This is a genomic window from Marinobacter albus (assembly GCF_030238305.1).
Classification (GTDB): domain Bacteria; phylum Pseudomonadota; class Gammaproteobacteria; order Pseudomonadales; family Oleiphilaceae; genus Marinobacter; species Marinobacter albus.
The window spans coordinates 408,850-432,508 of sequence record NZ_JASSQD010000001.1 but is presented as its reverse complement, the minus strand read 5'-3'; the positions used below and the strand labels follow the sequence as shown (position 1 = coordinate 432,508).

Sequence of the window (23,659 nt, the reverse complement as noted above, 5' to 3'; positions counted from 1 at the left end):
AGCTGACTTGCATGCTCCAATCAACTCTCCGGTTCCGCCAGGGCCTCCTGCAGCAATTCCAGCAAGTGCGCCGGCATGCCCTCCGCCAGCTTGAGCGCAGCTTCGTGGGCCCGTGGTGACATCTTGCCCCAGGTCCGACGTACGATTCTCAGCCATTTCTCGCGATCGTAATCCGCTTTCTGCTCGAAGAACTCCGCGAAATACCGCTCCAGGAAAACCATGCAGGCAACATCCTCGAGCAGCTGGGTGTCGGCATCGTGGCGCAGCTCGCGCTTGGTGAGGATGGTTTCCACCTTCTCGCACTCGGACGGATCGTAGCCGCACCCGGCCATGATCTCGGCCGCCCGCTGCCCGTGCATCCGCCCGCAGGCCTGGCGCCACTGGTAATAGGCTTTCCGGCCTTCCGGATAGCCACTCCGGGGCATGGTCCAGCGTTCAATGTGCTGGGCCCGGCAGGCAATCTGCATCCGTTCGGAGGGGGCCGCCTCAAGTGCAAACAGCCAGCGGGTCATGTGCAGACTGTAGGCAAACTCCCTCGGCAGTGATTCGCCATCGACGGTTTCCCGGTTCGGATCGGCGCGATTGGCGCGATCAATAGTCTCCAGTGCACAGGTCAATGGTGCTGAGGCGGTCATGCCTAACTCCTGTCAGTCAAAGAGGGCTCAGGGTACCACCGGCCTTACCGGGTCACCATGGTCTGGGCACTTTTGACCAAATCGTCGGTATTGTCCGGCCGCTCCGGTTTCCGAATGCCGGCCGCGCAGCCTGGGCGCTCATAAAGCTCATCGACCCAGCGCTTCAGGTGATCCAGGCCGTCCACGGACACCCCCGACCAATTGTAGGTACGCACCCACGCCCAGTTGGCGAAATCGGCAATGGTGATCTCGTCGCCGGCCAAATAACGTGACTCCGCCAGGCGACGGTCCAGAACCTCGAACAGCCGGCGGCACTCGTGCTGGTAACGGTCGATGGCCGGCTGGATTTTTTCCGGGAAATACCGGTAGAACACGTTGGCCTGCCCCATCATCGGCCCCACGCCCCCCATCTGGAACATCAGCCACTGCAGGGCCCGGGACCGAACCTTGGGGTCACGGGGGTAAAACCGGTCATACTTTTCGGCCAGGTAGATCATGATGGCGCCGGACTCGAACACGACAAAATCGTCGTTGTCCCGGTCCACGATCACCGGAATCCGGCCGTTGGGATTCATCGCCAGAAACTCCGGCGTTTTCTGCTCTCCCTTGGACAGATCGACGGGGATCAGGTTGTACTCGACCCCCAGCTCTTCGAGCAACACAGAAACCTTATGGCCGTTCGGGGTTGGTGCGGTATAGAGATCTATCAAGGCATTCTCCTGCCGGTAATGGGCAACGGTATTTTGTTAAACCTGGGCCGAGGGGCGGGCCTTGATGCGATCATACCAGGCCTGCAGATTGGTCTGCTCCGGCTTGATCCGGATGTTCACGACCCGGGCAAAGGCAACCGTGGTGAAGGCGTTGATATCCGCGGCAGTGAAGCGGTCGCAGCAGATATACTCCTTGCCCTCCAGGTGCTTGTCGAGAAAGTCCATAAACTTCTCAACCTGCTGGCCGCACTCCTCACCCCACTCCTTGATCGGATTCATCCGGTCCTTGAAGTAGCCGCTGGTGTGCTGGAAACACATGCCGGTGGGCATGAAGAAGAACAGCTCGATCCAGCGTAGCCACTGTTCCAGCTGGGCCTTTTCCAGGGGCGTCTCACCGAGCAGGCTCGGGGTGTCCGGGTAGCTTTCCTCGAAGTAGCGGCAGATGGCCATGGTTTCGGCAATGCAGGTACCGTCGTCCAGCTCCATCACCGGCACCTTCCTCATCGGGTTTCGGGCGGTGTATTCCGGCGTCAGGTTCTCGCCCTTCTCAAGATCGATCTGGACGAATTCGGCCTGATCCAGCAGCCCTTTTTCGGCCATGAACATGCGGACCCGGCGGGGATTGGGGGCGGTTTTGGTCTCGAAGATCTTCATTATTGTTGGCTCCGTTCCGAACAGGTGACAGGTTTATACAACTGAAAGACAAACCGAGAGCCTGCCCCGAACAAAGAGTTGCGTCAAGCAACCAACGTTAACGGACCAGCCACGCCTCCAGCTGCCGCAGAATCCAATCGGGCTCGTCGATGACCAGGTCATGACCGGCGTCATGGTGCACCCTCAGGGTCCACTGCCAGCGTTGCTCAAGCACCGAACTGCACTTCCAGTGGACCAGTCGGTCGCCGAGACTGGCCAATAGCAGGGCATCCGGCAGCGGGCGCTTTCGACCCGGGCGATAGCTGGCAGCGGCAGTCAGTTGTCGGATCGCATTTCGGGTGCTGACCGGTCGCTGTCGCTGTATCCGGTACCACTGCTTGACCAGTTCCAGAGGCACCTGCCGGTTGGAGGTCAACCGCAGGAGATCGCGCTCCCGGTAGAACAGCTCCCGCCGGGTAAGCAGACGCAGCAGGCGCGGCCAAATCCCGGGACGCAGGCGATGCCAGAACGGGCTGAAGCCTGAACTGGTATTGATCAGCACCAGGTTCTGGATTTCCCCCTCCGGTGCATGTTGTGCCCAGTCCAGTGCCACCATTCCCCCCATGGAGAGGGCCAGGATGCTGAAGGGCTTGGGAATATGACGAACCTGTCGACGCACCGCTTCCCGAATACCGGTGATGGTGTCCGGGCTGGATTCGCGAAAATGCACACCGGTGCCGGGTAGGTCCACGGCATGGAAACGCTGATCCGGAAACGCCGCTTGCAGGCGCCGGGGAAAGTCACCCCAGTGGCCCTGTTCCCGGGTCAAACCCCGCAACAGAATCCAGTCCATGTTATTGAGAATCCCGATACCAGTGCATGATGGCTGCCTCTCTAAGCATGGACTCCTCTTCCCGGGCCGGCAACCAGCTTTCGTGGCTGGCTGCCGCGCTCAGCAGAAAGTCCATCCAGGTTAGATGGCTGCGCAAGACCCGCTTGTGTCGGTGGGGCACGAGGGGATTGAAGAAACCGTCCAGCCTGAGCAACTGCCGAGGCCGCTTTCGAATCCAGCGCCAGGACCCCATTTCCAGGGTCAGGGGCAGGAAAACACCCGCGCTGTTACGGTTGACCTGTTTGTAGAAATAGTCCCAGAGATCGCCGTGGGTCAGGTAATGACGGGACTGGGGCTCGAACCGATAATCGTGGTTGGGGTAGGTCTGCTCCCAGATCAGTTTCAACGCCATGACCGACGCAATGCGGCGCATGGGGCGGCGCCGGTAGGCGTAGGGAAACCAGATCTGGTCCTTCCAGCCGAAACCGGAATGGCAGTCCAGGGCGACGCTGAACGGGCGTCCCGGGATCAGTTTGCTGATGACCGCTTCCAGCGCCCGGTTCTCCGGCTCCATACCCTGCTCCGGATCACCGATGTACCAGGGGAGCTTACTCGAAATCCGCTGACCGCCCAGCATGAAGGCACTGCGTTCCTGGGCGACAATTGGCGCATTGCGCATCAGGTCGACGCCATTGGGATTGCTGCGCTGGTTCAGGAACATCCCACCGGGATTGAGGATGGGCAGAATGGTAAGCCGAACAGTCTGGAGCAACTGCCGAAACCGCTCGTCCCAGCGCAATCGCGCCAGCACCGAAGCCAGCCACGCCATGACCACCTGACTGCCAATCCGCTCGAGGCCATGTACGCCACCGACCAGCAGGATGGCGGGCGCGTCGGGCCGCTCACTGCCGAGGTCCACCCGATAGATCGGCAAGGACAGTTCTGCCACGGAGATTCGTTCAACAACATCGGTGGTGACGGTCCGCGGCGCCTCCGCCAGCAGACGTTCCAATTGGACCATTTCCGGCAGGAAGGTTCGCAGCAGTCGGCGCTGACGTCCGTCCCGAGTGGCCTGCTCCGACGGAATGGCAGCGTGAGGTGTCAGTGTCCGCAATTCGGTCATGGCGTGCTCCTCTTAAACGGTTGGAGCCTACTGCCTCAATGCTACAGTTGGTTGACAGGTCCCGGCCGACACCCCGCAAATACGCCGACAAAATAGACGCATTTAGCTAACAGACTTGTAACTCTTCTCAGGATCCTTATCCTAAAAAGGCCAGTTGTTCGAGATCCGACGGTTTGATTGATACCAGCGATACCACAAAGAACAATCCCAATCCGATCTGTAATGGTCGCGACCTCGTAGTTTTGAATCTGTCCCCCACGAACGACCAAATGAATCACCGACCTGAAAAGGAGAAGTGACTATGCGTAAGATTACTTCCGCTATTTTACTGTGCGCTGCCGTCGCGCCGGGGCTCGCCCAGGCGAACGAATGTGGTGAAGTCTCAATTACCGAGATGAACTGGGCGTCCGCCTCTGTTGTGACCAATGTTGCCAAGTTCATCATGGAACAGGGCTACGGCTGTGACGTCAGCGTCGTGCCGTCCGACACCGTTCCAGCCGTTACCTCTGTTGCCGAGAACGGCGAACCCGATATCGTGACCGAGCTGTGGTTGAATTCCGCCGGCGAGGCCTACACGCGCCTGGAAGAAGAAGGCAAGATCGAGCGTCTGGGCAAGGTTCTGACCCCGGGCGGCGTTGAAGGCTGGTGGATTCCGACCTATCTGGTCGAAGCCCATCCCGAGCTGAAGACCATCGAAGGTATTATGGCCAACCCGGAGCTGGTGGAATCCCGGTTCAATAACTGTCCGGACGGCTGGGGCTGCCGGATCGTTAACGACAACCTGATCAAGGCCCTGGATCTGGAAGCGTCCGGTATTGAGGTCTTCAACCATGGCTCTGGTGAAACCCTGGCATCGTCCATGGCCTCTGCAGTCGGCAGCAAAGAGCCCTGGTTCGGCTACTACTGGGGCCCAACCGTGCCACTCGGCAAGTTCGACATGACCCGCGTGGATCTCGGTGAATACGATGAAGCCGCTCACTCGGCCAACCAGAATCAGGACAACGACAATCCGAAGATCTCCGATTTCCCGGCCGCCCCCGTGCTGACCTCCGTCACCACGGCCTTCCGGGATCAGGAGCCTGAAGTAGCCGAGATGCTCAGCGAAATGACCTTCGAAACCGATGTCATGAGCCAGGTGCTGGCCTGGAAGAGCGACAACAACGCCTCCGCAGAAGAGGCCGCCGTCTACTTCCTGAGCAACAACTCAAATACCTGGAAAGACTGGCTCAACGATTCCGCGCGTGAAAAACTCGCGGCGATCCTGAGCAACTAATCAGCTCCCGTTGAGACGGGGCCCCAGTGGCCCCGTCTGCTTACCTCCTCCATAAACCCAACGTCCGTTCACCTGGCGGAAATGCGCGCAGGAACCTGACACATCATGGCTACTTACGACTTTGTTTTTTCATCACTCGGTCTGGATGACTGGTGTTCCGGGGGCAAGAGTGACGCCCCGATGTCCATGGCTCAGCTGCTGTCGAAAACAAAAGGCGAAGAGACCACCGAAACCTCCATCTGGGAGTTGCCGTTCCCTTCGATGGACGCTCTCAACAAAGCATGCCCGGCCTTCCCCCAGTCCCGGGAACTGACCAAGGGACTTGAGGAAGGCTTTCTCTCGATCAAGGACAGCCTCAGCGTCGTCCTTGACCCGATTACCCAGCCCTTGAGCTGGGCACTGGACAGCACGCTTTACGCCATGCTGTCTACCCCCTGGTGGATCGTAATTCCGATCCTGTTGGCGGTGGTATTCGTGGTCAGCAAATCCTGGAAGCTGGTGTCTTTCGTCGCCATCAGTTTCGTTACGCTGGCGTTCATTGATTACTACGAATACGCCATGCAGACCCTCGCCATCATCTTCGTGTGTGCCTTCCTGTGTGTCCTGTTAGGGGTTCCCATAGGCATAGCGATGTCCCGTAGCAACATGATGCAGCGACTGACCATTCCCATCCTGGACATGCTGCAGACCCTGCCGCCGTTCGTGTACCTGATCCCGCTGATCTTCCTGTTCAGCGTGACCGAGTCCAAGCTCTATGGCATTGCCATCATCCTGTACGCGATCGTCCCGGTGATCCGCTTGACCAACCTAGGGATCCGGCTGGTGGACAAGGATGTGATTGAGGCCGCCGACGCTTTCGGGATGACGCCCAAGCAGAAGCTGTTCAAGGTCCAGATTCCGCTGGCGCTGCCCAACATCATGGCGGGCGTCAACCAGACCATCATGATGAGCCTGGCCATGGTCGTCATTGCCTCGCTGGTCTCGGCTCCGGGGCTTGGCGTTCTCGTTCTGAGGGGCATCCGAAATCTGGAACTGGGCGTTGGTCTTGTCGCCGGTCTCGGCATCGTCATCCTGGCCGTTATCCTGGACCGGGTTACCAAGGCTTCTCTGGCACGCATCAATGCCGCCCAAAAGCAGTGAGGACAGAAACGTGGCAAGAGATATCAAGATTTCCATCAAGAATCTGTACAAGATCTTCGGCCCGAATCCAGAAGTCGGACTCGAATACGTCCAGCGTGGCATGGGCAAGGCCGAACTGCTGGAAAAGCAGAATCACGTACTCGGCCTGCGCGACATCAATGTCGATATACGCGATGGCGAGATCACTGTCATCATGGGACTGTCCGGTTCTGGCAAATCCACGCTGATCCGACACCTGAACCGGTTGATTGAGCCGACGGCAGGCCAGATCCTGTTCGACGGTGAAAACGTGCTCAGCTACGACGAAGCCGACCTGCGCAAGCTTCGTCGGGAGCGGATGTCGATGGTGTTCCAGAAATTCGCCCTGCTGCCGCACAAAACAGTGCTGGAGAACGCGGGCATGACCATGGACGTGCGTGGCTACAGCACCTCTGACTTCGAGGGCGAGGCCCGCAAATGGCTGGCCCGGGTGGGACTGGAAGGCAATGAAAACCAGTACCCCCACGAGCTGTCCGGGGGCATGCAGCAGCGGGTGGGCATTGCCCGCGCACTGGTGTCCAACTCCCCCGTCATGCTGATGGACGAAGCCTTCTCGGCGCTCGATCCGCTGATCCGCTCCGACATGCAGGACCTGCTGCTGGAGTTGCAGGAAGAGCTTAAGAAAACCATCGTTTTCATTACCCACGATCTGGACGAGGCCCTGAAGCTGGCCGACCACCTCGTCATACTCAAGGACGGCGAGGTAATCCAGCAGGGCGACCCCCAGGAAATCCTGCTCAACCCGAACGATCCGTACATCATTGATTTCATAAGCGATATCAATCGTGCCCGGGTCCTTCGGGTACGTTCGATCATGACCGAACCGGAACAGGGCAATATCGAGTACGCCGGCGATATCTCCGAAAAGGACAATCTCGAGACGGTACTGTCCCGGTCCCAGGGTGACACGTCGCTGACCTTCCGCGTCGTGCGGGAAGGTGAGCAGGTGGGCACGCTGACCATGAAGGATCTGACCAGGGCACTGGTGCCGACGGCGGCCTCGGCGGAAAGGGACAACAGGGCCAACTAGGGCCTCTTTGGTTACAAAGCTCCAGCTAGGGCGTATTATTCAGGTTAAGTCGTACTGACGGCAGACCATACCACCATGCTGAGAGCGTTACTCCTGAGTTCCCTTGTCTTTCTGGCGGCGTGTTCGCCGTCGGAAGACCCTCCCTCCGTGGTGCCGGAAACCGAATTTTCCGAGGCCGCCGTTTTTCCTGAAGGTCACAAATCCGACCAGTGGCGTACGATAACCATTGCAGCGGACCCGTGGTGCCCGCACAACTGCGAGGCCGGTTCCGAACGCGAAGGCTACATGGTCGAGATCGCAAGGGAGGCGTTCGCGCCTGCGCGGCTCAAGGTCAGGTACGTCAACATGAGCTGGGCCCGGGCACTGGCCCAGGCCAAAGAGGGTTATGTCGACGCTGTTGTTGGGGCTTTCGTCAGCGATGCGCCGAGTTTCGTGTTTCCAGATGAGGCCATCGGCCATGCCAGAACGGTCCTGTTCGCCCACGCCGACAGTGACTGGTCCTACCAGAACATCGATTCCCTGAAACAGCTTAAACTGATCGCCATCAACGGCTACTCCTACTCACCGGAACTCGACGGCTACATCGAGACCAACAAAGGTAACCCTGAGCGAGTGTGGATCATTTCCGGTCCGTCCCCCCTGGACCGGGCCATCGAACTGCTGGGACAGGAACGTACCGATGTGCTGCCCGAGGACTTGCAGGTGATGCAGTGGACCCTGGCACACATGGAGAACCCGCCCGCCCTGCGTCAGGTCGTACAGCTTCAGGAGATGCGGGCCTACATTGCCTTTTCCCCGGCCAATCCCGAGTCGCCAGACCTGGCCGCCCTGCTAAGCGAGGGTGTCCGCAACCTTCGGCAGTCCGGGCGACTCCAGGAGATCCTGGCCCGCTATGGGCTGTCGTGGTCAGACTGAAAGGCCTTGATCGTTTCTCCTTCCGGCGTCGACAACAACAGCTCTCCGTGCTGCCCGATCCGGCCCCGGGACACCCGCCCCATCACGTCAAGAAAACGGTCTTCCTGATTCATCAGCGCCGGCGCACAGGCCATACGTGTGGTCGCCAGTTGGCTGAACGTCAGGCTGCCCTCGCCAGTAAACTCGTAGCGGCCGGTAAAGCGATTGCAGGACGCCCTTCCGGAAACCCGGTTGTCCTCCCGGAACTGCAGGGACATGCGTGAACGGTCAATTATTCCCTTGCCCGTCAGATCATCCACCACCCATTCTGCGCCCTGGAACAGGCGCAGAGGATCGCCGCCACAGCCCTCGAAAACGTCACCGTTGATCGTCAGTCGGGCCTGATAGGGAAACTGGACACCGGACATGGTGTCCTGACACAACTGCGTGGCCACCTTCAGGGTGGCCCGTACGCCGTCGTCTTCACCGATAAATCTCCGACCATCGCGGTCTTCGCTTTTCAAGTCCACAAGGATGCTCATGGTCGCGTCTTGCTCGTGGGGACGGGTCACCTCCAGCATGCCGCCCTGCACCTTGGCACGCCAGAAAGGCTCGTTGCCCAGGGCGATGAATGGCCGCTCCAGCGCTCCGGGCTTCAGGCATTCGGGATAGTTCTGGCCACTGATGGTGAGCATGGCCCGTTCGCCCTTGCTCCAGAACCGGGTGCTGTCGTCCCCCGGAGCCTGATATAACGCGCCAGAGGCAGACTCGGCGGGCTCGAGCTGCAGCCGTTTATCCAAGTAATCGACGCTCAACAGCCGGCTATCCGGGTCGGCGGAGACCTGGATATCGAGTTGGCCACAGGCATAGCTGCCAACCGCCGGGCGTTCCGGCCCCGGGGTTGTGGAACAGGCAGACAACACAAGGCCGGCAACCGCAACGGGCACGGCCAGAATTCGCATGGGGGACATGGTCAGTTTCCTTGGTTACTCAAACCCAGGGCGACAGTGTAAAACCCCGGCGTCCTTTAGGCCATCGAGCCCCGGCATTCAGGCTTCTTATCCGGCCACTTCCTGATTATGCTAGGGGCTCAAACAAGGAGATACATCATGGCTCTCAAGCTCTACCAGTTCGCCATTTCCCACTACTGCGAAAAAATCCGCTGGGCACTGGATTACAAAGGCCTCAATTACGAGACCGCCACCCTGCTTCCCGGCCAGCACATAAAAACCATCCGGAAGCTCACTGGCGGCAAGGACACATCGGTGCCGGTGCTGGACCATGACGGACATATCGTGCAGGGATCAGCCGCGATCATAGACTACCTGGACCAGACCTTCCCGGAGCGGCCGTTGACGCCAGCAGATCCGGAGGTCCGGGCGCAGGCGCTGGCCTGGGAAAAGCGGCTGGATGAAGAAGCCGGCCCGGCGGTTCGCTGTTACTCCTACCACCATTTCCTGCAGCGGCCGAAAGTGGTGGTCCCCATGCTGGCGGCAGGCACCCCCTTCTACAATCGGTTTTTGCTGAGCCTGACCTTCAGCCGGGTCGATGAGATCATGCGCAAGTGGATGAAGATCAACGAGAAAACCTCAGAAAAGTCACGCCTGGTGATGGAAGAGCTGCTGAAGGATCTGACGGACGCCTATGGCACACGCCCGTACCTCGCCGGCGACGCGTTTTCCCGCGCCGACCTGACCGCAGCCGCGATCTTTGCGCCCATGTTCCAGCCTGCCGAATACCCGGTGCCTTGGCCAAAGCCCGGAAAAATCCCCCGGGATATCAAGGCCTGGCTGGATCAGTGGCAGCCCCAGATCGACGTACTGTCCAGGGTTTACGAAAACCACCGGAAACCCGACTGATCACCGTTGGTGTTGTCGTAAATCGCCAGCCGTTGTGTCGGAAACCGACAACGGCCAGCGCCCGCATTCATGCCAGAATAGACGCTGAATAATAACAACGCTGGCTGACTCGCTATGGCTTTGACTGACATGTTGCTCGCGGTGCTCGAGGAGAGCGGGCTCCGCCCGCTGTGGGAGGCGGTGTCGCCCTGGCTGGCTCTGGACGAACGGCAGCTGATTTTTGTTTTTGCCACCCCGGTATTTATTGGGGTTGCGCTCTGGGAGTACCTGAAAATCCGGCACAATCCCGCGCTGATGGACGCCCGGGAAGCGGTGAGGAACTTTGCCCTGGGTGCGGGCTACCAAACCACGGAGCTGCTGTTCGCCGGGATTATCGCCTTTCCCGCCTATGCCCTGTGTTACCACTATCGTGTCTTCGAACTGGAGCTGACCTGGCTGACCGGGGTCCTCACCTTTCTGGGAGTCGATTTCTGCTTTTACTGGATGCACCGCGCCAGCCACCGCATGCGCTGGTTCTGGGCCGCCCACGTGGTCCATCACTCCTCGGAGCGAATGAACTTTTCCACCGCCATGCGCCAGAACGCCACCAACATCTTCAACGGCATGTGGGTGTTTTACCTGCCCATGGCCCTCCTGGGTTTCAATCCGGTCTGGATCGGGATTGCCTATGCTTTGTCCCTGGTCTATCAGTTCTTCATCCACACCACCCTGGTGGGTCGTCTGCCCGGCTGGATCGAGCTGGTCTTCAACACACCCAGCCATCATCGGGTGCACCACGGCCGCAATCCGGGCTACATCGACCGCAACTACGGCGGCACCCTGATCATCTGGGATCGGCTGTTCGGCTCCTTTGTGGATGAGGATGCCAAGGACCCACCCGACTACGGCATCACCCGTCCGGTAACGTCCAATAACCTGTTCGTACTCTGGACCCACGAATACGTGGACCTGTTCCGCGACATGGCACGGCCAGGCAGCTTATTGTCTCGACTCAAACACCTTTGGAATCCGCCGGAGTGGGAACGTCCGGCATCGTCAGACGCAGGGACCCCGCATGCAAGAACACCCGTTAACACTGACCAGTCGGGATGACCACCTGATCACCGGCACCGTTTTCCGGCCCGAGCATCCAGCCTCGGTCCTGGTGATCGCCCACGGCATGGCCGAACACGCCGGCCGCTATACGGATTTCGCCCGCTGGCTGGGCGCCCGGCAGGTGGCCGTGGTGACCTACGACCACCGCGGGCACGGTCCAGCCTGTCCTGAGTCCCGGCGCGGCCACTACGGCGACCGCGATGGCTGGGACAAGGTCACCGACGACCTATATCGGGTGCTGCGGCATACCCGTGAGCTCTTTCCCGGCCTGCCGCTTACACTTCTGGGCCACAGCATGGGGTCCTTTATTGCCCAGAGCTGCGCGCAACAACACGGCGAGGCCCTGGATGCCCTGATCCTGAGCGCCACCAACCGCATCCATCGGCCGCACCTGCTGGTTTCCGCCCTGGTAATTGCGTTGATCCGCAAGGCATTCGGCGCCCGCCATCGCAGCCCAAGCATTGCCAGGATGACCTTTGGCAAGTTCAACCGCCAGTTCCGCCCCAACCGCACAAGCAGCGACTGGCTCAGTCGTGACGCCGCCCAGGTCGACGCCTACGTTGCCGACCCACTGTGCGGTTTCGAGTGCACTGCCGGCCTCTGGTCCGACTTCATCCGGGGCATGCTGGCGATTTCACCGGCGAACTGGCGCAAGGACCTCCCGGTGCACCTCTTTGCCGGCACCGACGACCCGGTCGGGGAAATGGGCAAGGGCATCACCCGTCACTTCCAGGCCATCCGCAATGAGGGCATTCACCGGGTAACCCTCCGCCTGTTCGATCGCGGCCGCCATGAGATGCTGAATGAAATCAATGCAGAAGAGGTCCGCGACTACATTCTGTCCTTGTGTCGCCCGGTGCCTGACCGGCATGATAAGGCGTCAGCCGGAGACACCCTGCCGGAACCCATTTGATCCACCTCACGACCGGGGAGTTGGCGAGTGCCAGGCCAGAACCAACGATTTGCCGTCATCGCCGGGCTGGCCCTGTGGCTGGCCCTGTGCGGCACAGCCCGGGGCGCGGACGTGCGCCTGGCGGTTGCGGCGAACTTCACCGATACCGGCAATGAACTGATTGCGGCATTCGCCGAAGCCACTGGCCGGCAGGCATCCGCTAGTTACGGTTCCACCGGCAAGCTTTATGCCCAGATCCGCCACGGTGCACCGTTCGACGTTTTCATGGCGGCCGATCGCCGCCGCCCGGAACTGCTTGAGGACAACGGCCTCGGTGTGAAGGGAACCCGGTTTACCTATGCCCGGGGCCAACTGGTGTTGTGGAGCCCTCAATCCGGCCTGCTTGAGGCGCCGGAAACCTGGCTGGCATCGAAAGACTTTACCCGCCTGGCCATCGCCAATCCCAAAACCGCGCCCTACGGGATGGCAGCCAGGGAAGTGCTGATCAGGCTCGACCTCTGGGCGCCCTTGCAACAACGCCTGGTTCGTGGCGACTCCATTGCCCAGACTTTCCAGTTTGTTGCCACCGCCAACGCCCAGGCGGGCTTCGTCGCGCTCTCCCAGATCCGCGCATGGAACGAAAATGAAGGTTCGCTGTGGCGGATCCCGTCGGCCTACTATTCCCCCATCAATCAACAGGCTATCCTTCTGACCCGCGGCGAGCGGAATCCCGCTGCACGTCAGTGGCTCGAATTCCTCCGCAGCGAGACAGCCCGGAGCATCATCGAACGCTATGGCTATGACACCCGCAACTGAGCAGTAACCCGGTCAACAACATGGACACATATTGGGAGCCTGTGTGGCTCACACTGAAACTGGCCAGCCTGACCACCCTGCTTCTCCTGGTGGCCGGGACCCCCATTGCCTGGTGGCTGGCCCGAAGCCGTCACTGGGCGAGACAGCCGGTTGCCGCCATTGTCGCGCTGCCTCTGGTGTTGCCCCCCACGGTCCTCGGGTTTTACCTGCTGATCCTGATGGGACCGGAGGGCATCGTAGGCAAGCTGACCGGGGAGCTTGGGCTGGGGCTCCTGCCTTTCACCTTCGAGGGTCTGGTTGTTGCGTCCATGATCTATTCCCTGCCATTTACCGTGCAGCCGCTCCAGAACGCCTTCCAGGCGGTCAACCAGCAACTGCTGGATGTTGCCGGAACACTCCGGGCTTCACCCATGGACCGCTTTTTCTCGGTGGCGCTTCCCCTGGCCAGGCCGGGATTCCTGACGGCCGGCGTGCTCACGTTTGCCCACACCATCGGCGAGTTCGGCGTGGTGCTGATGATTGGCGGTAATATTCCGGGGGAGACCAAGGTACTCTCTGTCGCCATCTACGATCATGTCGAAGCCCTGGAATACACCCAGGCCCATTGGCTCGCCGCTGGCATGGTTGCCTTCTCCTTCGTGGTTCTGGTGGCGTTGTATTCCCTGAACGGGCGGTTGCAGCCGGGAGTGGTGAAATGACGTCTGGCAAAGGCATTCAGGTGCAATTGCAGTGCCGGCTGGAAGGCTTCGAGCTGGAAGTCGACCTGGACCTGCCCGGGACCGGCCTTACCGCACTTTTTGGACACTCGGGGTGCGGCAAAACCACGCTTTTGCGCTGTATTGCGGGCCTACAGCCCGCCGACGGCAGCGTGATTGTCAACGGTGATCAATGGCAAAGCCGGACTGGCTTGCGCCCGGTTCACCAACGCCCGCTGGCTTACGTATTCCAGGATACGTCCCTGTTCCCACACCTCAACGTACGTCGCAACCTTGGATACGGTTACCGGCGCATACCCGCGGCGCAGCGACGGATCAGCTTTGAGGAGGCGACCGAGTGGCTGGGGCTGTCACACCTGCTGGACCGGATGCCGGAGGGCCTGTCCGGCGGCGAACGCCAGCGGGTGGCCATTGCCCGCGCGCTTCTGACCAGCCCTGAGCTGCTGCTGATGGACGAACCTCTGTCGGCGCTGGACCGACCCAGCAAACAGGACATCATGCCCTACCTCGAAGCCCTGAGGGACAAACTGGCCATCCCCATCCTCTACGTTTCCCATTCCACCGCCGAAGTGGCGCGGCTTGCGGACCACATCGTGATGATGGACCGGGGCCGGATCATTGCCCAGGGCCCTTTGCAGGAAACACTGGCGCGAACCGACCAGCCGTTTGGCCTGGAACAGGACGCCGGGGTCATTATCGATGCCCACATCGGGGCCCGGGACGAGCAATGGCACCTGTGCCGCGCCGACTTCCCGGGTGGACGCCTGTGGCTCCGGGCCGAAGACAACCTGGTTATTGGCCAGGCCATTCGGCTTCAGGTGTTGGCGCGGGATATCAGCCTGGCGCTTGCCGAACAGACCGAGCAGAGCATCCAGAATCTCGTTCCGGCGGTCATTGACGAGGTTGCCTCGGAATTGACTCCGGGCACCACCATGATTCGGCTTCTGGCCGGTCAAACACCTTTCCTGGCCCGCCTGACCAGCCGGGCCGTGCACACCCTCAAACTTGAAACCGGTCAGAGCGTCTGGATGCAGGTCAAGTCCGTGGCCATCGTCGACTGACGCGCCGGACCGGGACAATTATGGGGGCGGTGAGCTGTTCGATCAGTTGGTGCAAGGGAGGGGAAGCTGACGCGGTGCGGGAGCTTGTCAGCTACCACTCGGGAGGTCGGTCGCTGGCCGGGCAACCCAGAACGGAACCCGGCCTTACAGGGCATGCACTCGCCGATCAGCGGGTACCGTAAACCACCATGGTTTTGCCCTTGACCCGCACCAGTCCCTGATCTTCCAGGGTCTTCAGGACCCGGCCCACCATTTCCCGGGAACACCCCACGATGCGACCAATCTCCTGACGGGTGATCTTGATCTGCATGCCGTCCGGATGGGTCATGGCGTCCGGTTCCTTACACAGGTCCAGCAGCGTGCGCGCCACCCGACCGGTCACATCCAGGAACGCCAGATCGCCGACCTTACGCGTGGTCTGACGCAGGCGTGACGCCATCTGTTCGCCAATGAAGTACAGCACCCGGGGATCCTGCTGGGCGATTTCCCGGAACTTGGTGTAGGAGATCTCCGCCACTTCGCACTCGGTCTTGGCCTTCACCCAGGCACTGCGCGAATCCATGTTGTCGAACAGACCCATTTCGCCAAAAAAGTCACCGGCATTGAGGTAGGCCATGATCATTTCCCGGCCGTCATCGTCCTCGATGATGACTGTCACGGAACCCTTGACGATGTAAAACAGGGAGTCGCTCTTGTCACCCGCATAGATAATCGTGCTCTTGGCTGGGTAACGGCGGCGGTGGCACTGCGAAAGGAAATAGTCGAGATGTTTGGTTTTCTGCTCAACCGGCTTGACGATAGTGGCCATAATGCGAGTCGTGCCTCCTCAAAAACTGGCGGGTCCCGATGTTTGTTATGCACCCGGCTTTCCCTGCGGGTTCGTTCATTTTTATTCAAAAACAGCGCAACTTATAACAAGAAGGCCTGATTTGGGCAACCGGAAACCGTCCACAAGTTGTATTCGGTCAATTTCTACCCGGCTGCCCCGAACCTGGGACTATGCTAGCATCCGGCCAACTATACCAACTTTGACTGCCGGGCCGACCGGCACACCAGCCTGATGGAACGGAGAGTACCCGCAATGAAAGCAAGCGTTGACTGGACCGGAAATGCCAGCTTCAAAGTCACCAGTGGCAGCGGCCACAGTGTTCAGCTGGATGGTCCGCCTGATCATGGCGGCGAAAACCTCGGCCCGCGCCCGATGGAAATGCTGCTGATGGGCCTCGGAGGGTGCTCGTCCTTTGACGTCATGAGCATTCTGCAGAAAAGCCGGCAGGATGTGACGGCCTGTCACGCCGAGCTCGACGCCGAGCGCGCTGACGCCGTCCCCGCTGTCTTCACGAAGATCCACCTGCACTTCGTCGTCACCGGGCACGGCCTGAAGGAAAACCTGGTAAAACGCGCCGTCAGCCTGTCCGCTGAAAAGTACTGTTCCGCTTCGATCATGCTCGAGCAGGCCGGTGTTGAAATCACTCACAGTCATGAAATCCGCGAGGCCGAATAACCCGGTTCGGGAATCCCCCTGACCGGCTGCCAGAGGACCGGCCGCGGGCATTGCGCACCGGTCCGGATGCATCGGCAATCACGGATGCTAAAATGATGCACCAAGACTATTCAACGTCACTCGCGGTGTGCATAATACGCACCCTCTCCGCCGGTCTGCGCAAAAGGTATACAACCGGGTCAGTAGTCGGTGGCGGCCTCGGCAGAACGCACTAAAGCATTTCTGCAGTCATTCATCTCCATTCTACGGAGGGGCTGAGCATGGAAACCAAACTCCAGCTGCACGGTTTCAACAACCTGACCAAATCCTTGAGCTTTAACATCTACGATATCTGTTATGCGCAGACCGAAGAACAGCGCGCGGCGTACATAGATTACATCGACGAGATGTACAACGCTGAACGGCTGACCCAGATCCTGACCGACGTCGTCAAGATCATCGGCGCCAATGTGCTCAACATAGCCCGTCAGGACTATGAGCCCCATGGCGCCTCGGTTACCATGCTGATTGCCGAGCACGAGCTGACCAACGGGGAAGAACCGGATAACGAAGAATCGCCCGGTCCGCTGCCGGACGCCATTGTCGCCCACCTGGACAAGAGCCACGTGACGGTGCACACCTACCCGGAGAGTCACCCCCACGATGGCGTGAGCACCTTTCGGGCCGACATCGACGTGTCCACCTGCGGCCTGATTTCCCCGCTCAAGGTGCTGAACTACCTGATCCACAGCTTCGACTCTGACGTGGTCACCGTGGATTACCGGGTTCGCGGCTTTACCCGCGACGTTGATGGCACCAAGCACTACATCGACCATGACATCAACTCGATCCAGAATTATCTGACGGAAGACACCCAGAACGCCTACCAGATGATTGATGTCAACGTGTACCAGGAAAACCTGTTCCACACCAAGATGATGCTCAAGAACTTCAAGCTCGATAACTACGTGTTCGGCGTTAACGCCAGCGATCTTGAGCCAGGAGAAGCGCAATCCATCGAAGACCGGCTGCGCCGGGAAATGCTGGAGATCTTTTACTCCCGGAACGTGGAATAACGCGCCTCATACCGGGCCGGGCGCGCCCTCAAGGGCGCGCGGTCCAATCGTCAAAATTTCTGAACAAACCTTCCAAGATTCTCCGATTTCATCTTTGCCCCCGACGCAGTTCAATACCTCCATACCATTCGGATCACCCTCGGAGGGATTGAACATGAAAAACGTACTTGTCATCACCGCAAGCATCTTCGGCCAGGACGGTCAGTCCTCCCAGCTGGTAGAGCATACTCTGCAACAGCTGAAACAGACCCATGGCGAGATCCGCACCACCCATCGCGATCTGGCCCAAGAGCCGGTTCCGCATCTGGATGCCTCCCGGTTCGGCGCATTCCTGACCGGACAGGACGACCGCAGCGACAACCAGCAGCGGGTGGTCAATTATTCAGATTCACTGATCAATGAGCTCAACCAGGCCGACGTGGTGGTCATGGGGGTGCCCATGTACAACTTCGGCATTCCGTCCGTCCTGAAGGCCTATTTTGATCACATTGCCCGTGCCGGCGTTACCTTCCGCTACACTGAGAATGGCCCGGTTGGTCTGCTTGAGGATCGCCCGGTTTATATCCTGGCAGCCCGCGGTGGCATCTATGCCGGCACGCCGAATGACTCGCAGACGCCTTACCTGCGTTCGTTCCTCGGTTTTCTTGGCCTGAAGGATCTGCACTTTGTTTACGCTGAAGGTCTGAACATGGGCGATGACCAGAAAAAGACGGCCCTGAACCAGGCCAGTCGGGCTATCGAGACCCTGACCGCCTGAACCGGCAACTATTCCATAATCGGAGGAGGTCAGTCATGACTGAACGCACTCTCAGGCAGATCATACCGGGCGCCGAGACATCCGATGGCGCCGGGGTTCGGATCAAGCGCTCACTGGGCCAACAGCCCTCGTTGCGTCTGGATCCCTTCCTGATGCTGGACGAATTCGGATCTGCGGAGGCCGCGGATTACATTGCCGGGTTTCCGTCGCACCCGCACCGCGGCTTCGAAACGGTGACCTACATGATCGAGGGTCACATGCTGCACGAGGACCATCTGGGCAACCGAGGCGATTTGCGCAATGGCGGCGTGCAATGGATGACCGCCGGGCGCGGCATCATCCACTCGGAAATGCCTCAGCAGGAGGAAGGCGTGATGCGCGGCTTCCAGCTCTGGCTGAACCTGCCGGCGTCGGAAAAGATGATCGAAGCCGGCTACCGTGACATCCAGCCCGAGGACATTCCCGACATTGACTTTGACGGTGGCCGACTGAAACTCATTGCCGGAACGATGGAGATTGGAGGTGCCACCCGGCACGGTGCCGTGACAGGGCGAAGCACCCAGCCGGTCTACGCGGACATTCACCTGGATAGCAACGCCCGTGTAACCCTGCCGGTGCCGGCAACCCACAACGGCCTGCTGTACCTTTACGACGGCGAGGCCAGCCTGGGCAGTGAGAGCCTGCAACGCAACGCAGCCAGTGTGCTCGGGGACGGTGACCGGATTTCCATCGCCGGGGGCACACACGGCGCCAGGCTGCTGCTGATTGCCGGTAAGCCCATCGGTGAGCCGGTAGTGCAGTATGGCCCGTTTGTGATGAACACGCGCGAGGAGATCGAACAGGCGCTGCAGGACTTCCGGGACGGCCGACTGACGGCCTGACGAGCCTCAGGCGAAGGGCTTACGGGCCATCAGGCGCTGAACCATGGGTCGCACCAGCAGATCCATGGCCAGCGCCATTTTTGTTCCCGGTATCACCAGGGTGTCGTGACGGGACAGGCTGCTGTTGGCGATGACCTGCAGCAGGTACGGAAAATCCACCTCGGACGGATCCCGGAACCGGATCACCAGCATGCTTTCGTCCTCGGTCGGCACATCCCGCACGACAAAGGGATTGGACGTGTCCACCAGCGGAATCCGCTGGAAGTTGATGTGGGTCTGGGAAAACTGCGGCACGATGTCGTGAACGTAGTCGTCCATCCGGTTGATGATGGTCTCCACCACCGCTTCCTGGCTATAGCCCCGCTTGTTGGTGTCCCGGCGAATCTTCTGGATCCACTCCAGGTTCACAATCGGCACCACGCCAATCAACAGGTCCACGTACTGGGCGATGTTGTAGGCATCGCTGACCACGCCTCCGTGCAACCCCTCGTAGAACAACAGATCGGTGTCGGCGGGCAGCGGCCCCCAGGGAGTGAACGTGCCCGGCTTGTGACCGGCGGCCATCAGCTCCCGGTCTTCATCGTGCACATACTGACGATACCGGCCATTGCCGGTGTGGGCGTAGTCATAAAACAGGGCTTCGAGTTTGTCGATGTGATTGGCCGCCAGCGCGAAGTGGTTGCGCTCGCCAAACTGGCCCTTGGCGGCGAGCCGGGCCATCTGCTCCCGGTTATACCGGTGAAAGCTGTCGCCACTGACCATCGCCGCACTCAGTCCCTCGCTGGCAAACATGCGATTGAAGATCTGGCCGGTTGTGGTGGTTCCGGCACCGGAAGAACCGGTAACAGCAATAATCGGGTGGCGCTTGGACATACAGATTGGGTCCGGAAATCAGATGAGACTGTCGAGCAGACGGGGTTTCTCGACGACGAAGCCCTGAGCGTAATCGACGCCCAGCTGTGCCAGCATATCCAGAATGTCACGGGATTCAACCTGGGAGGCAATAACTTCCCGCTTCATGTAATGCGCCATTTCAACCATCGACTGCACCATCGCCCGATCGGTCTCACTCGAGTTGAGCTGGCCGGTAAAGGTGCTGTCGATCTTGATCAGGTCCACCGGCAGCGAGCGCATGAACTGGAACGAACTCGGGCCACTGCCGAAATTGCCCAGGCAGAAGCGGCACCCCAGCTCCTTCATCTCCAGCATGAAATCCGCCACCGCCTCGACATCGTTGATGGCTGACGCCTCGGTGAGCTCGAACCAGAGCCGCTCGATGGGCGCGTCCTTCTGGCTCAGTTTCTCGTAAATGAACTCCAGCAACGACTGGTCATTGAGGGAGTAGCCGGACAGGTTGATGCAAATCCCTCCCATGTGCCGGGGATCCGGGGCTTTCGCCTGCAACCAGTCCAGCATGTGCCCGACCACCCAGCGATCCACCGCCTGCATGCGGTCATACCGTTCCGCCATGCGCACGAAATCGCGGCCGGTAATCAGGGTGCCGGCATCGTCGTACATGCTGATCAGTACTTCGTACTGGGGCGACATCGACGCCTGGGCATGCAGGGGTATGATCTTCTGGCAGCGCAACAGCATACGCTCCTCGTTGAGATCACTCAGACCCGCCACCTTGGCGGCGATCTGCTCCTGACGGGCCTGATCGCCGGCATCCAGCGAATATTCCGCAACCTTGCCGTGCCCTCCTTGCTTGGCTGCCGCCAGCGCCTGCTCCGACGCCCTCAGCCAGCGCTCGGCGCTGGCCAGTGCAGGCAACTCCGGAACCACACCCGCACTCGCCGACAAACGGTAGGTACGGCCATCAAAGCTGAACTCTGCGGCTTCGATCGAGCTGACCAGGTCACGAGCCATCTGCAAGGCGTTTTCAGCGGGCACCAGAAGGGCGAACTCATTGCCCGCCAGGCGTGCCAGGGGCATACCATCTTCCACGGCCCGCCCCAGGAGATCCGCCACCATTTTCAGGGTCGCGTCGCCCGCCTGATAGCCGGCGGTATCATTGAGCAAACGGAACCGGCGCAGGTCCAGCCGGACCAGCGTCCGCTCGTCTTCCCGCCGGGCCAGTTGCTGATCCAGCATGCGCTCGAACTCGCGGCGCCCCAGCAACCCCGTCAGCTCGTCGTGGGTGGAAGCCCAGGACAGCTGGTCGTAGACCTTGCGCACCATCCGGTCGATGCTTTCATCCACCAGGGGCCGCTCATACTGATTGTCCGGAACGATAATGCCCTTGCGCATCTGGCGGGCCAGCGCGTCCAGTTCCAACTCGACCACGCGCATGCCCTGGTGATTCACAAACACGAAGCGACTGAATCCCCGGGCAATCCACACCAGACGAATGTATTGGGGCTCGTCGGGCTTTTCCTGATCCCGGAGCCAGTCACCGGTGCGTAACTGCTGAGCCCGGTTGACCCAGCGCTGCAGGCTGCGCTGCTCACGCTCTGACAATACCTTTGTGTCTTTCTTATCGGGCTGTACCGGTGGCACCTCCACCAGGTCGGGGACTTTGTCGGGGCTGCGCACCAGAAACTGCTTCAATTCATCCCGAATCTGGGACGACGGCATGTGGTTGCTGGAGATTGACGCCAGCCCGTCCTGGATCACCCGCAACAGCTCCGGGAGGTTGATGGTGCTGCGGGGGTCGACGGCAAAGGCCAGCAGCGAATCGATAACCGACAGATAGTCCTGCCAGAGCTGGCTGTCCGGCCCCTGACGGATCCAGGTCAGTGAAAGCAGGTCGCGCCAGCCGCCGTCCAGTAGGCTGAGGACGGCCTTGGGGACCTTGCGACCGGCCAGTTTCTCGTTCAGCACATCGGCAACGGCCTGTTTTGACTCGGCCACCTTCTGCGCGCCTTCGGCGGCCGCCGTCACCCGTTCGACATTGCGCCTATAGACCAGGTTCTGGCGATCAATGAGGGCATCGAGCTCCTGCATGGTCTGCTCGAACACCCCCGTATCCTGTTCGAAATCCGTGGCGATACGCTGGATCAGCTCATCCACCCTGCGCTGCACGACCGGATTGATCCGGCCACCTTTCACACCGAGTTGTGCCAACCGGTTCATCACGCCCCGGACCGGGCTGTCCTGGTCGTCGAAAAACGCGGGATCCCGCATCACCACCTTGAGTACCGGCACTTCCAGCTGGCGCATGCGTTCCTGGGCGTACTCGCTCAGTTTCGGGCTCTCGACCACCGACCGGAAAAACCGGTCGACCACATCCAGTGTGCCCTGCTGCTCCTCATCAAGCCTGTTGTCGCCACTGGCCCGCACCTTTTCCACCACCCGTTCCTTGAGTGTCACCGTGTCGGCATCGGGAGCGGCGGCCTGCACCTGCAACTGCTGCAGCTCCCGGTGCAGCTCCCCGGTCGAAAGTGGCCGGGCATTCGGCGGAAAGGCCACTGGTTCGGCATCGCCCTGGGCAACCCGGCTGGCGCTCAGGGTATTAAGCAGATTGCGGACTGTGGCAAAGGCGGTCTGCGCCGCCTGGGCGTAGCCGCGGAACTCGCCGCCGGCGCGGGAGGCCTTGGGGCGGATGGAGCCGGGTGTCGGTTTCTTCGGCCGGGACTGCTCCGGGACCTGCACCTTCTGCTTCTGCTCCGGTTTCGGCGCCGGGGCCTCGGCGGGCTTGGACTCCGGCCGGGTGGCGGCTTGGTCGCTCAGGTACTTGCTCAGGTCGAGGTCCGGCAACACACCCTGTCGGATCAGGATATTGTTGAGCTCCTCATACAGGGGTCCCAGTTGCTGCAACACGATTTGCTCAAACACCTTCAGGCAGACCTTCTCCACCTCCCGGGTCGCTTTCAGCTGACTCAGCCCGGCGTGGAACGACTCACAGACCAGCGAGGGCCCGAGCGGATTGTGATGGCCAGTGGCATTGGCAATGCCCAGCTTGTCCAGGCGCAGCTTGAGTTGAAGCAGGTCGCCGCGATACTGGGTGTCGGCCTTGGTCACCATCACCCGGATGGTCAGCCAGTCTTCGAACTCACCCTTGTCCACCACGGATAGCTCGGAACCGGGAAAGCCCTTCGGCGCAGGCTTCAAGGGCGACTCCAGGGTCCGGGCCATCTGGTGCCAAATCACTCGCTGCCGGGCCTGCAGTTGCCCGGAGGCATCCATGAACTCGTTAGCCTGCTGGTCATTCGTAGCTTTCTGGGCCGCCTCCTTGAGTCCGGCCACCATTTGCACGAAACAGTTGTCCATTAGCGGTTCAATGAACTGGATGACCGCCTTGGCCGACTGGTGCAGGACATATTGGACGCGATCACTGGGGGCTCTGAGCGAGGCTCGGTCCTGGTTGCGGGAGCTGCCGCACTGCTGCAGCATGGCATCGACGGCGGCGGGGTTCGAGCGGGTGAAGTTGACGCCCATGGCACCATCGATTCGCCGGACGATACTGACGTGCAGCTCGTGTCGGCGAAGACCGTCGAGACCCCGGAAACGCACGACCAATTCCGGCGGGTTGCCGGACATCAACGCCCGATCAAGCTTGCGGGAGGTATCGCCCGAATAGCGAACGAACAGCCCTTCCGGGCAAAAATCCGCTATCTGACAGGGCCAGGTTTCGCCATTCCCCAGATCAATTTGGGCCGCCAGCTTGATGGGTTTACGGGGACTACTACGACGTTCTCTCGGATCCATGAACTACCTGATCATTCGCAATGGCCATCACTCGCCGGCGCTCGCCGCCACCGAATCAGGCCTT

At 60.4% G+C, this 23,659-nt stretch carries 23 protein-coding genes; 14 read left to right on the top strand and 9 right to left on the bottom strand.

The window, feature by feature from the left end:
- Positions 1 to 20: 20 nt before the first annotated feature.
- The 5 genes from QQF73_RS02015 to QQF73_RS01995 all read right to left on the bottom strand — a co-directional run bounded on the left by QQF73_RS02015 (position 21) and on the right by QQF73_RS01995 (position 3,933).
- Complete coding sequence (locus tag QQF73_RS02015) at positions 21 to 635, bottom strand: DUF4202 domain-containing protein (protein ID WP_219867091.1); 615 nt, start codon at positions 633 to 635, stop codon at positions 21 to 23.
- A 44-nt stretch (positions 636 to 679) separates the two neighbouring features.
- Positions 680 to 1,345, bottom strand: a complete 666-nt coding sequence (locus QQF73_RS02010; protein ID WP_219867092.1) for a glutathione S-transferase family protein — start codon at positions 1,343 to 1,345, stop codon at positions 680 to 682.
- A 36-nt stretch (positions 1,346 to 1,381) separates the two neighbouring features.
- Positions 1,382 to 1,999, bottom strand: a complete 618-nt coding sequence (locus tag QQF73_RS02005) for a glutathione S-transferase family protein (protein WP_219867093.1) — start codon at positions 1,997 to 1,999, stop codon at positions 1,382 to 1,384.
- A 97-nt stretch (positions 2,000 to 2,096) separates the two neighbouring features.
- A complete protein-coding gene (locus tag QQF73_RS02000; protein ID WP_219867094.1) occupies positions 2,097 to 2,831 on the bottom strand; it encodes an alpha/beta fold hydrolase in 735 nt (244 codons plus the stop codon).
- Between the two features lies 1 nt (position 2,832).
- Positions 2,833 to 3,933, bottom strand: a complete 1,101-nt coding sequence (locus tag QQF73_RS01995; protein ID WP_219867095.1) for a M14 family zinc carboxypeptidase — start codon at positions 3,931 to 3,933, stop codon at positions 2,833 to 2,835.
- A gap of 301 nt (positions 3,934 to 4,234) precedes the next feature.
- Here QQF73_RS01995 and QQF73_RS01990 point away from each other — a divergent pair, with 301 nt between their 5' ends.
- The 4 genes from QQF73_RS01990 (at position 4,235) to QQF73_RS01975 (ending at position 8,330) form a co-directional block, all read left to right on the top strand.
- Positions 4,235 to 5,206 (top strand): ABC transporter substrate-binding protein, encoded by a 972-nt coding sequence (locus QQF73_RS01990; protein ID WP_219867096.1) that lies wholly within the window; start codon positions 4,235 to 4,237, stop codon positions 5,204 to 5,206.
- 105 nt (positions 5,207 to 5,311) lie between these two features.
- Positions 5,312 to 6,346: an ABC transporter permease gene (locus QQF73_RS01985; RefSeq protein WP_219867097.1), complete on the top strand. Its 1,035-nt coding sequence runs from the start codon at positions 5,312 to 5,314 to the stop codon at positions 6,344 to 6,346.
- A gap of 10 nt (positions 6,347 to 6,356) precedes the next feature.
- Complete coding sequence (locus tag QQF73_RS01980) at positions 6,357 to 7,415, top strand: quaternary amine ABC transporter ATP-binding protein (RefSeq protein ID WP_219867098.1); 1,059 nt, start codon at positions 6,357 to 6,359, stop codon at positions 7,413 to 7,415.
- Between the two features lie 75 nt (positions 7,416 to 7,490).
- Entirely contained in the window at positions 7,491 to 8,330 is an 840-nt protein-coding gene (locus QQF73_RS01975; protein ID WP_219867099.1) for a substrate-binding periplasmic protein, read from the top strand.
- Here QQF73_RS01975 and QQF73_RS01970 read toward each other — a convergent pair.
- Positions 8,306 to 9,280: an META domain-containing protein gene (locus tag QQF73_RS01970; protein WP_285367050.1), complete on the bottom strand. Its 975-nt coding sequence runs from the start codon at positions 9,278 to 9,280 to the stop codon at positions 8,306 to 8,308. The two genes, QQF73_RS01975 and QQF73_RS01970, sit on opposite strands and share 25 nt — an antisense overlap.
- Before the next feature lie 138 nt (positions 9,281 to 9,418).
- Between QQF73_RS01970 and QQF73_RS01965 the strand changes: the two genes are divergently transcribed.
- The 6 genes from QQF73_RS01965 (at position 9,419) to modC (ending at position 14,748) form a co-directional block, all read left to right on the top strand.
- Positions 9,419 to 10,168, top strand: coding sequence for a glutathione S-transferase family protein (locus QQF73_RS01965; RefSeq protein ID WP_219867100.1), 750 nt, complete (start codon positions 9,419 to 9,421; stop codon positions 10,166 to 10,168).
- 114 nt (positions 10,169 to 10,282) lie between these two features.
- Positions 10,283 to 11,260 (top strand): sterol desaturase family protein, encoded by a 978-nt coding sequence (locus tag QQF73_RS01960; RefSeq protein ID WP_285367047.1) that lies wholly within the window; start codon positions 10,283 to 10,285, stop codon positions 11,258 to 11,260.
- Positions 11,223 to 12,176, top strand: a complete 954-nt coding sequence (locus tag QQF73_RS01955; protein ID WP_219867102.1) for an alpha/beta fold hydrolase — start codon at positions 11,223 to 11,225, stop codon at positions 12,174 to 12,176. The genes QQF73_RS01960 and QQF73_RS01955 overlap by 38 nt, the downstream gene beginning before the upstream one ends.
- Positions 12,177 to 12,203: 27 nt before the next feature.
- Positions 12,204 to 12,971 carry a molybdate ABC transporter substrate-binding protein gene (gene modA, locus QQF73_RS01950; RefSeq protein ID WP_219867103.1) on the top strand — a complete coding sequence of 256 codons (768 nt, stop codon included), beginning with the start codon at positions 12,204 to 12,206 and terminating at the stop codon, positions 12,969 to 12,971.
- A gap of 20 nt (positions 12,972 to 12,991) precedes the next feature.
- Positions 12,992 to 13,669, top strand: a complete 678-nt coding sequence (gene modB / locus QQF73_RS01945; protein ID WP_219867104.1) for a molybdate ABC transporter permease subunit — start codon at positions 12,992 to 12,994, stop codon at positions 13,667 to 13,669.
- Positions 13,666 to 14,748 (top strand): molybdenum ABC transporter ATP-binding protein, encoded by a 1,083-nt coding sequence (gene modC / locus QQF73_RS01940; protein ID WP_219867105.1) that lies wholly within the window; start codon positions 13,666 to 13,668, stop codon positions 14,746 to 14,748. Before modB ends, modC begins: the two co-directional genes overlap by 4 nt.
- Before the next feature lie 166 nt (positions 14,749 to 14,914).
- On the opposite strand, the gene crp is transcribed toward modC, so the two are convergent.
- Complete coding sequence (crp, locus tag QQF73_RS01935) at positions 14,915 to 15,556, bottom strand: cAMP-activated global transcriptional regulator CRP (protein ID WP_007153756.1); 642 nt, start codon at positions 15,554 to 15,556, stop codon at positions 14,915 to 14,917.
- Positions 15,557 to 15,829: 273 nt separating this feature from the next.
- Between crp and QQF73_RS01930 the strand changes: the two genes are divergently transcribed.
- The 4 genes from QQF73_RS01930 (at position 15,830) to QQF73_RS01915 (ending at position 18,945) form a co-directional block, all read left to right on the top strand.
- Entirely contained in the window at positions 15,830 to 16,252 is a 423-nt protein-coding gene (locus QQF73_RS01930) for an OsmC family protein (RefSeq protein ID WP_219867106.1), read from the top strand.
- A gap of 260 nt (positions 16,253 to 16,512) precedes the next feature.
- A complete protein-coding gene (gene speD, locus QQF73_RS01925; RefSeq protein ID WP_219867107.1) occupies positions 16,513 to 17,307 on the top strand; it encodes an adenosylmethionine decarboxylase in 795 nt (264 codons plus the stop codon).
- A gap of 154 nt (positions 17,308 to 17,461) precedes the next feature.
- Complete coding sequence (locus QQF73_RS01920) at positions 17,462 to 18,064, top strand: FMN-dependent NADH-azoreductase (RefSeq protein WP_219867108.1); 603 nt, start codon at positions 17,462 to 17,464, stop codon at positions 18,062 to 18,064.
- Positions 18,065 to 18,099: 35 nt separating this feature from the next.
- Positions 18,100 to 18,945 (top strand): pirin family protein, encoded by an 846-nt coding sequence (locus QQF73_RS01915; protein ID WP_219867109.1) that lies wholly within the window; start codon positions 18,100 to 18,102, stop codon positions 18,943 to 18,945.
- A gap of 6 nt (positions 18,946 to 18,951) precedes the next feature.
- Here the strand turns inward: QQF73_RS01915 and QQF73_RS01910 are convergent, their stop codons facing one another.
- A complete protein-coding gene (locus QQF73_RS01910) occupies positions 18,952 to 19,818 on the bottom strand; it encodes a phosphoribulokinase (RefSeq protein ID WP_219867110.1) in 867 nt (288 codons plus the stop codon).
- An 18-nt stretch (positions 19,819 to 19,836) separates the two neighbouring features.
- Complete coding sequence (locus QQF73_RS01905; protein WP_219867111.1) at positions 19,837 to 23,595, bottom strand: DUF1631 family protein; 3,759 nt, start codon at positions 23,593 to 23,595, stop codon at positions 19,837 to 19,839.
- Between the last annotated feature and the right edge of the window lie 64 nt (positions 23,596 to 23,659).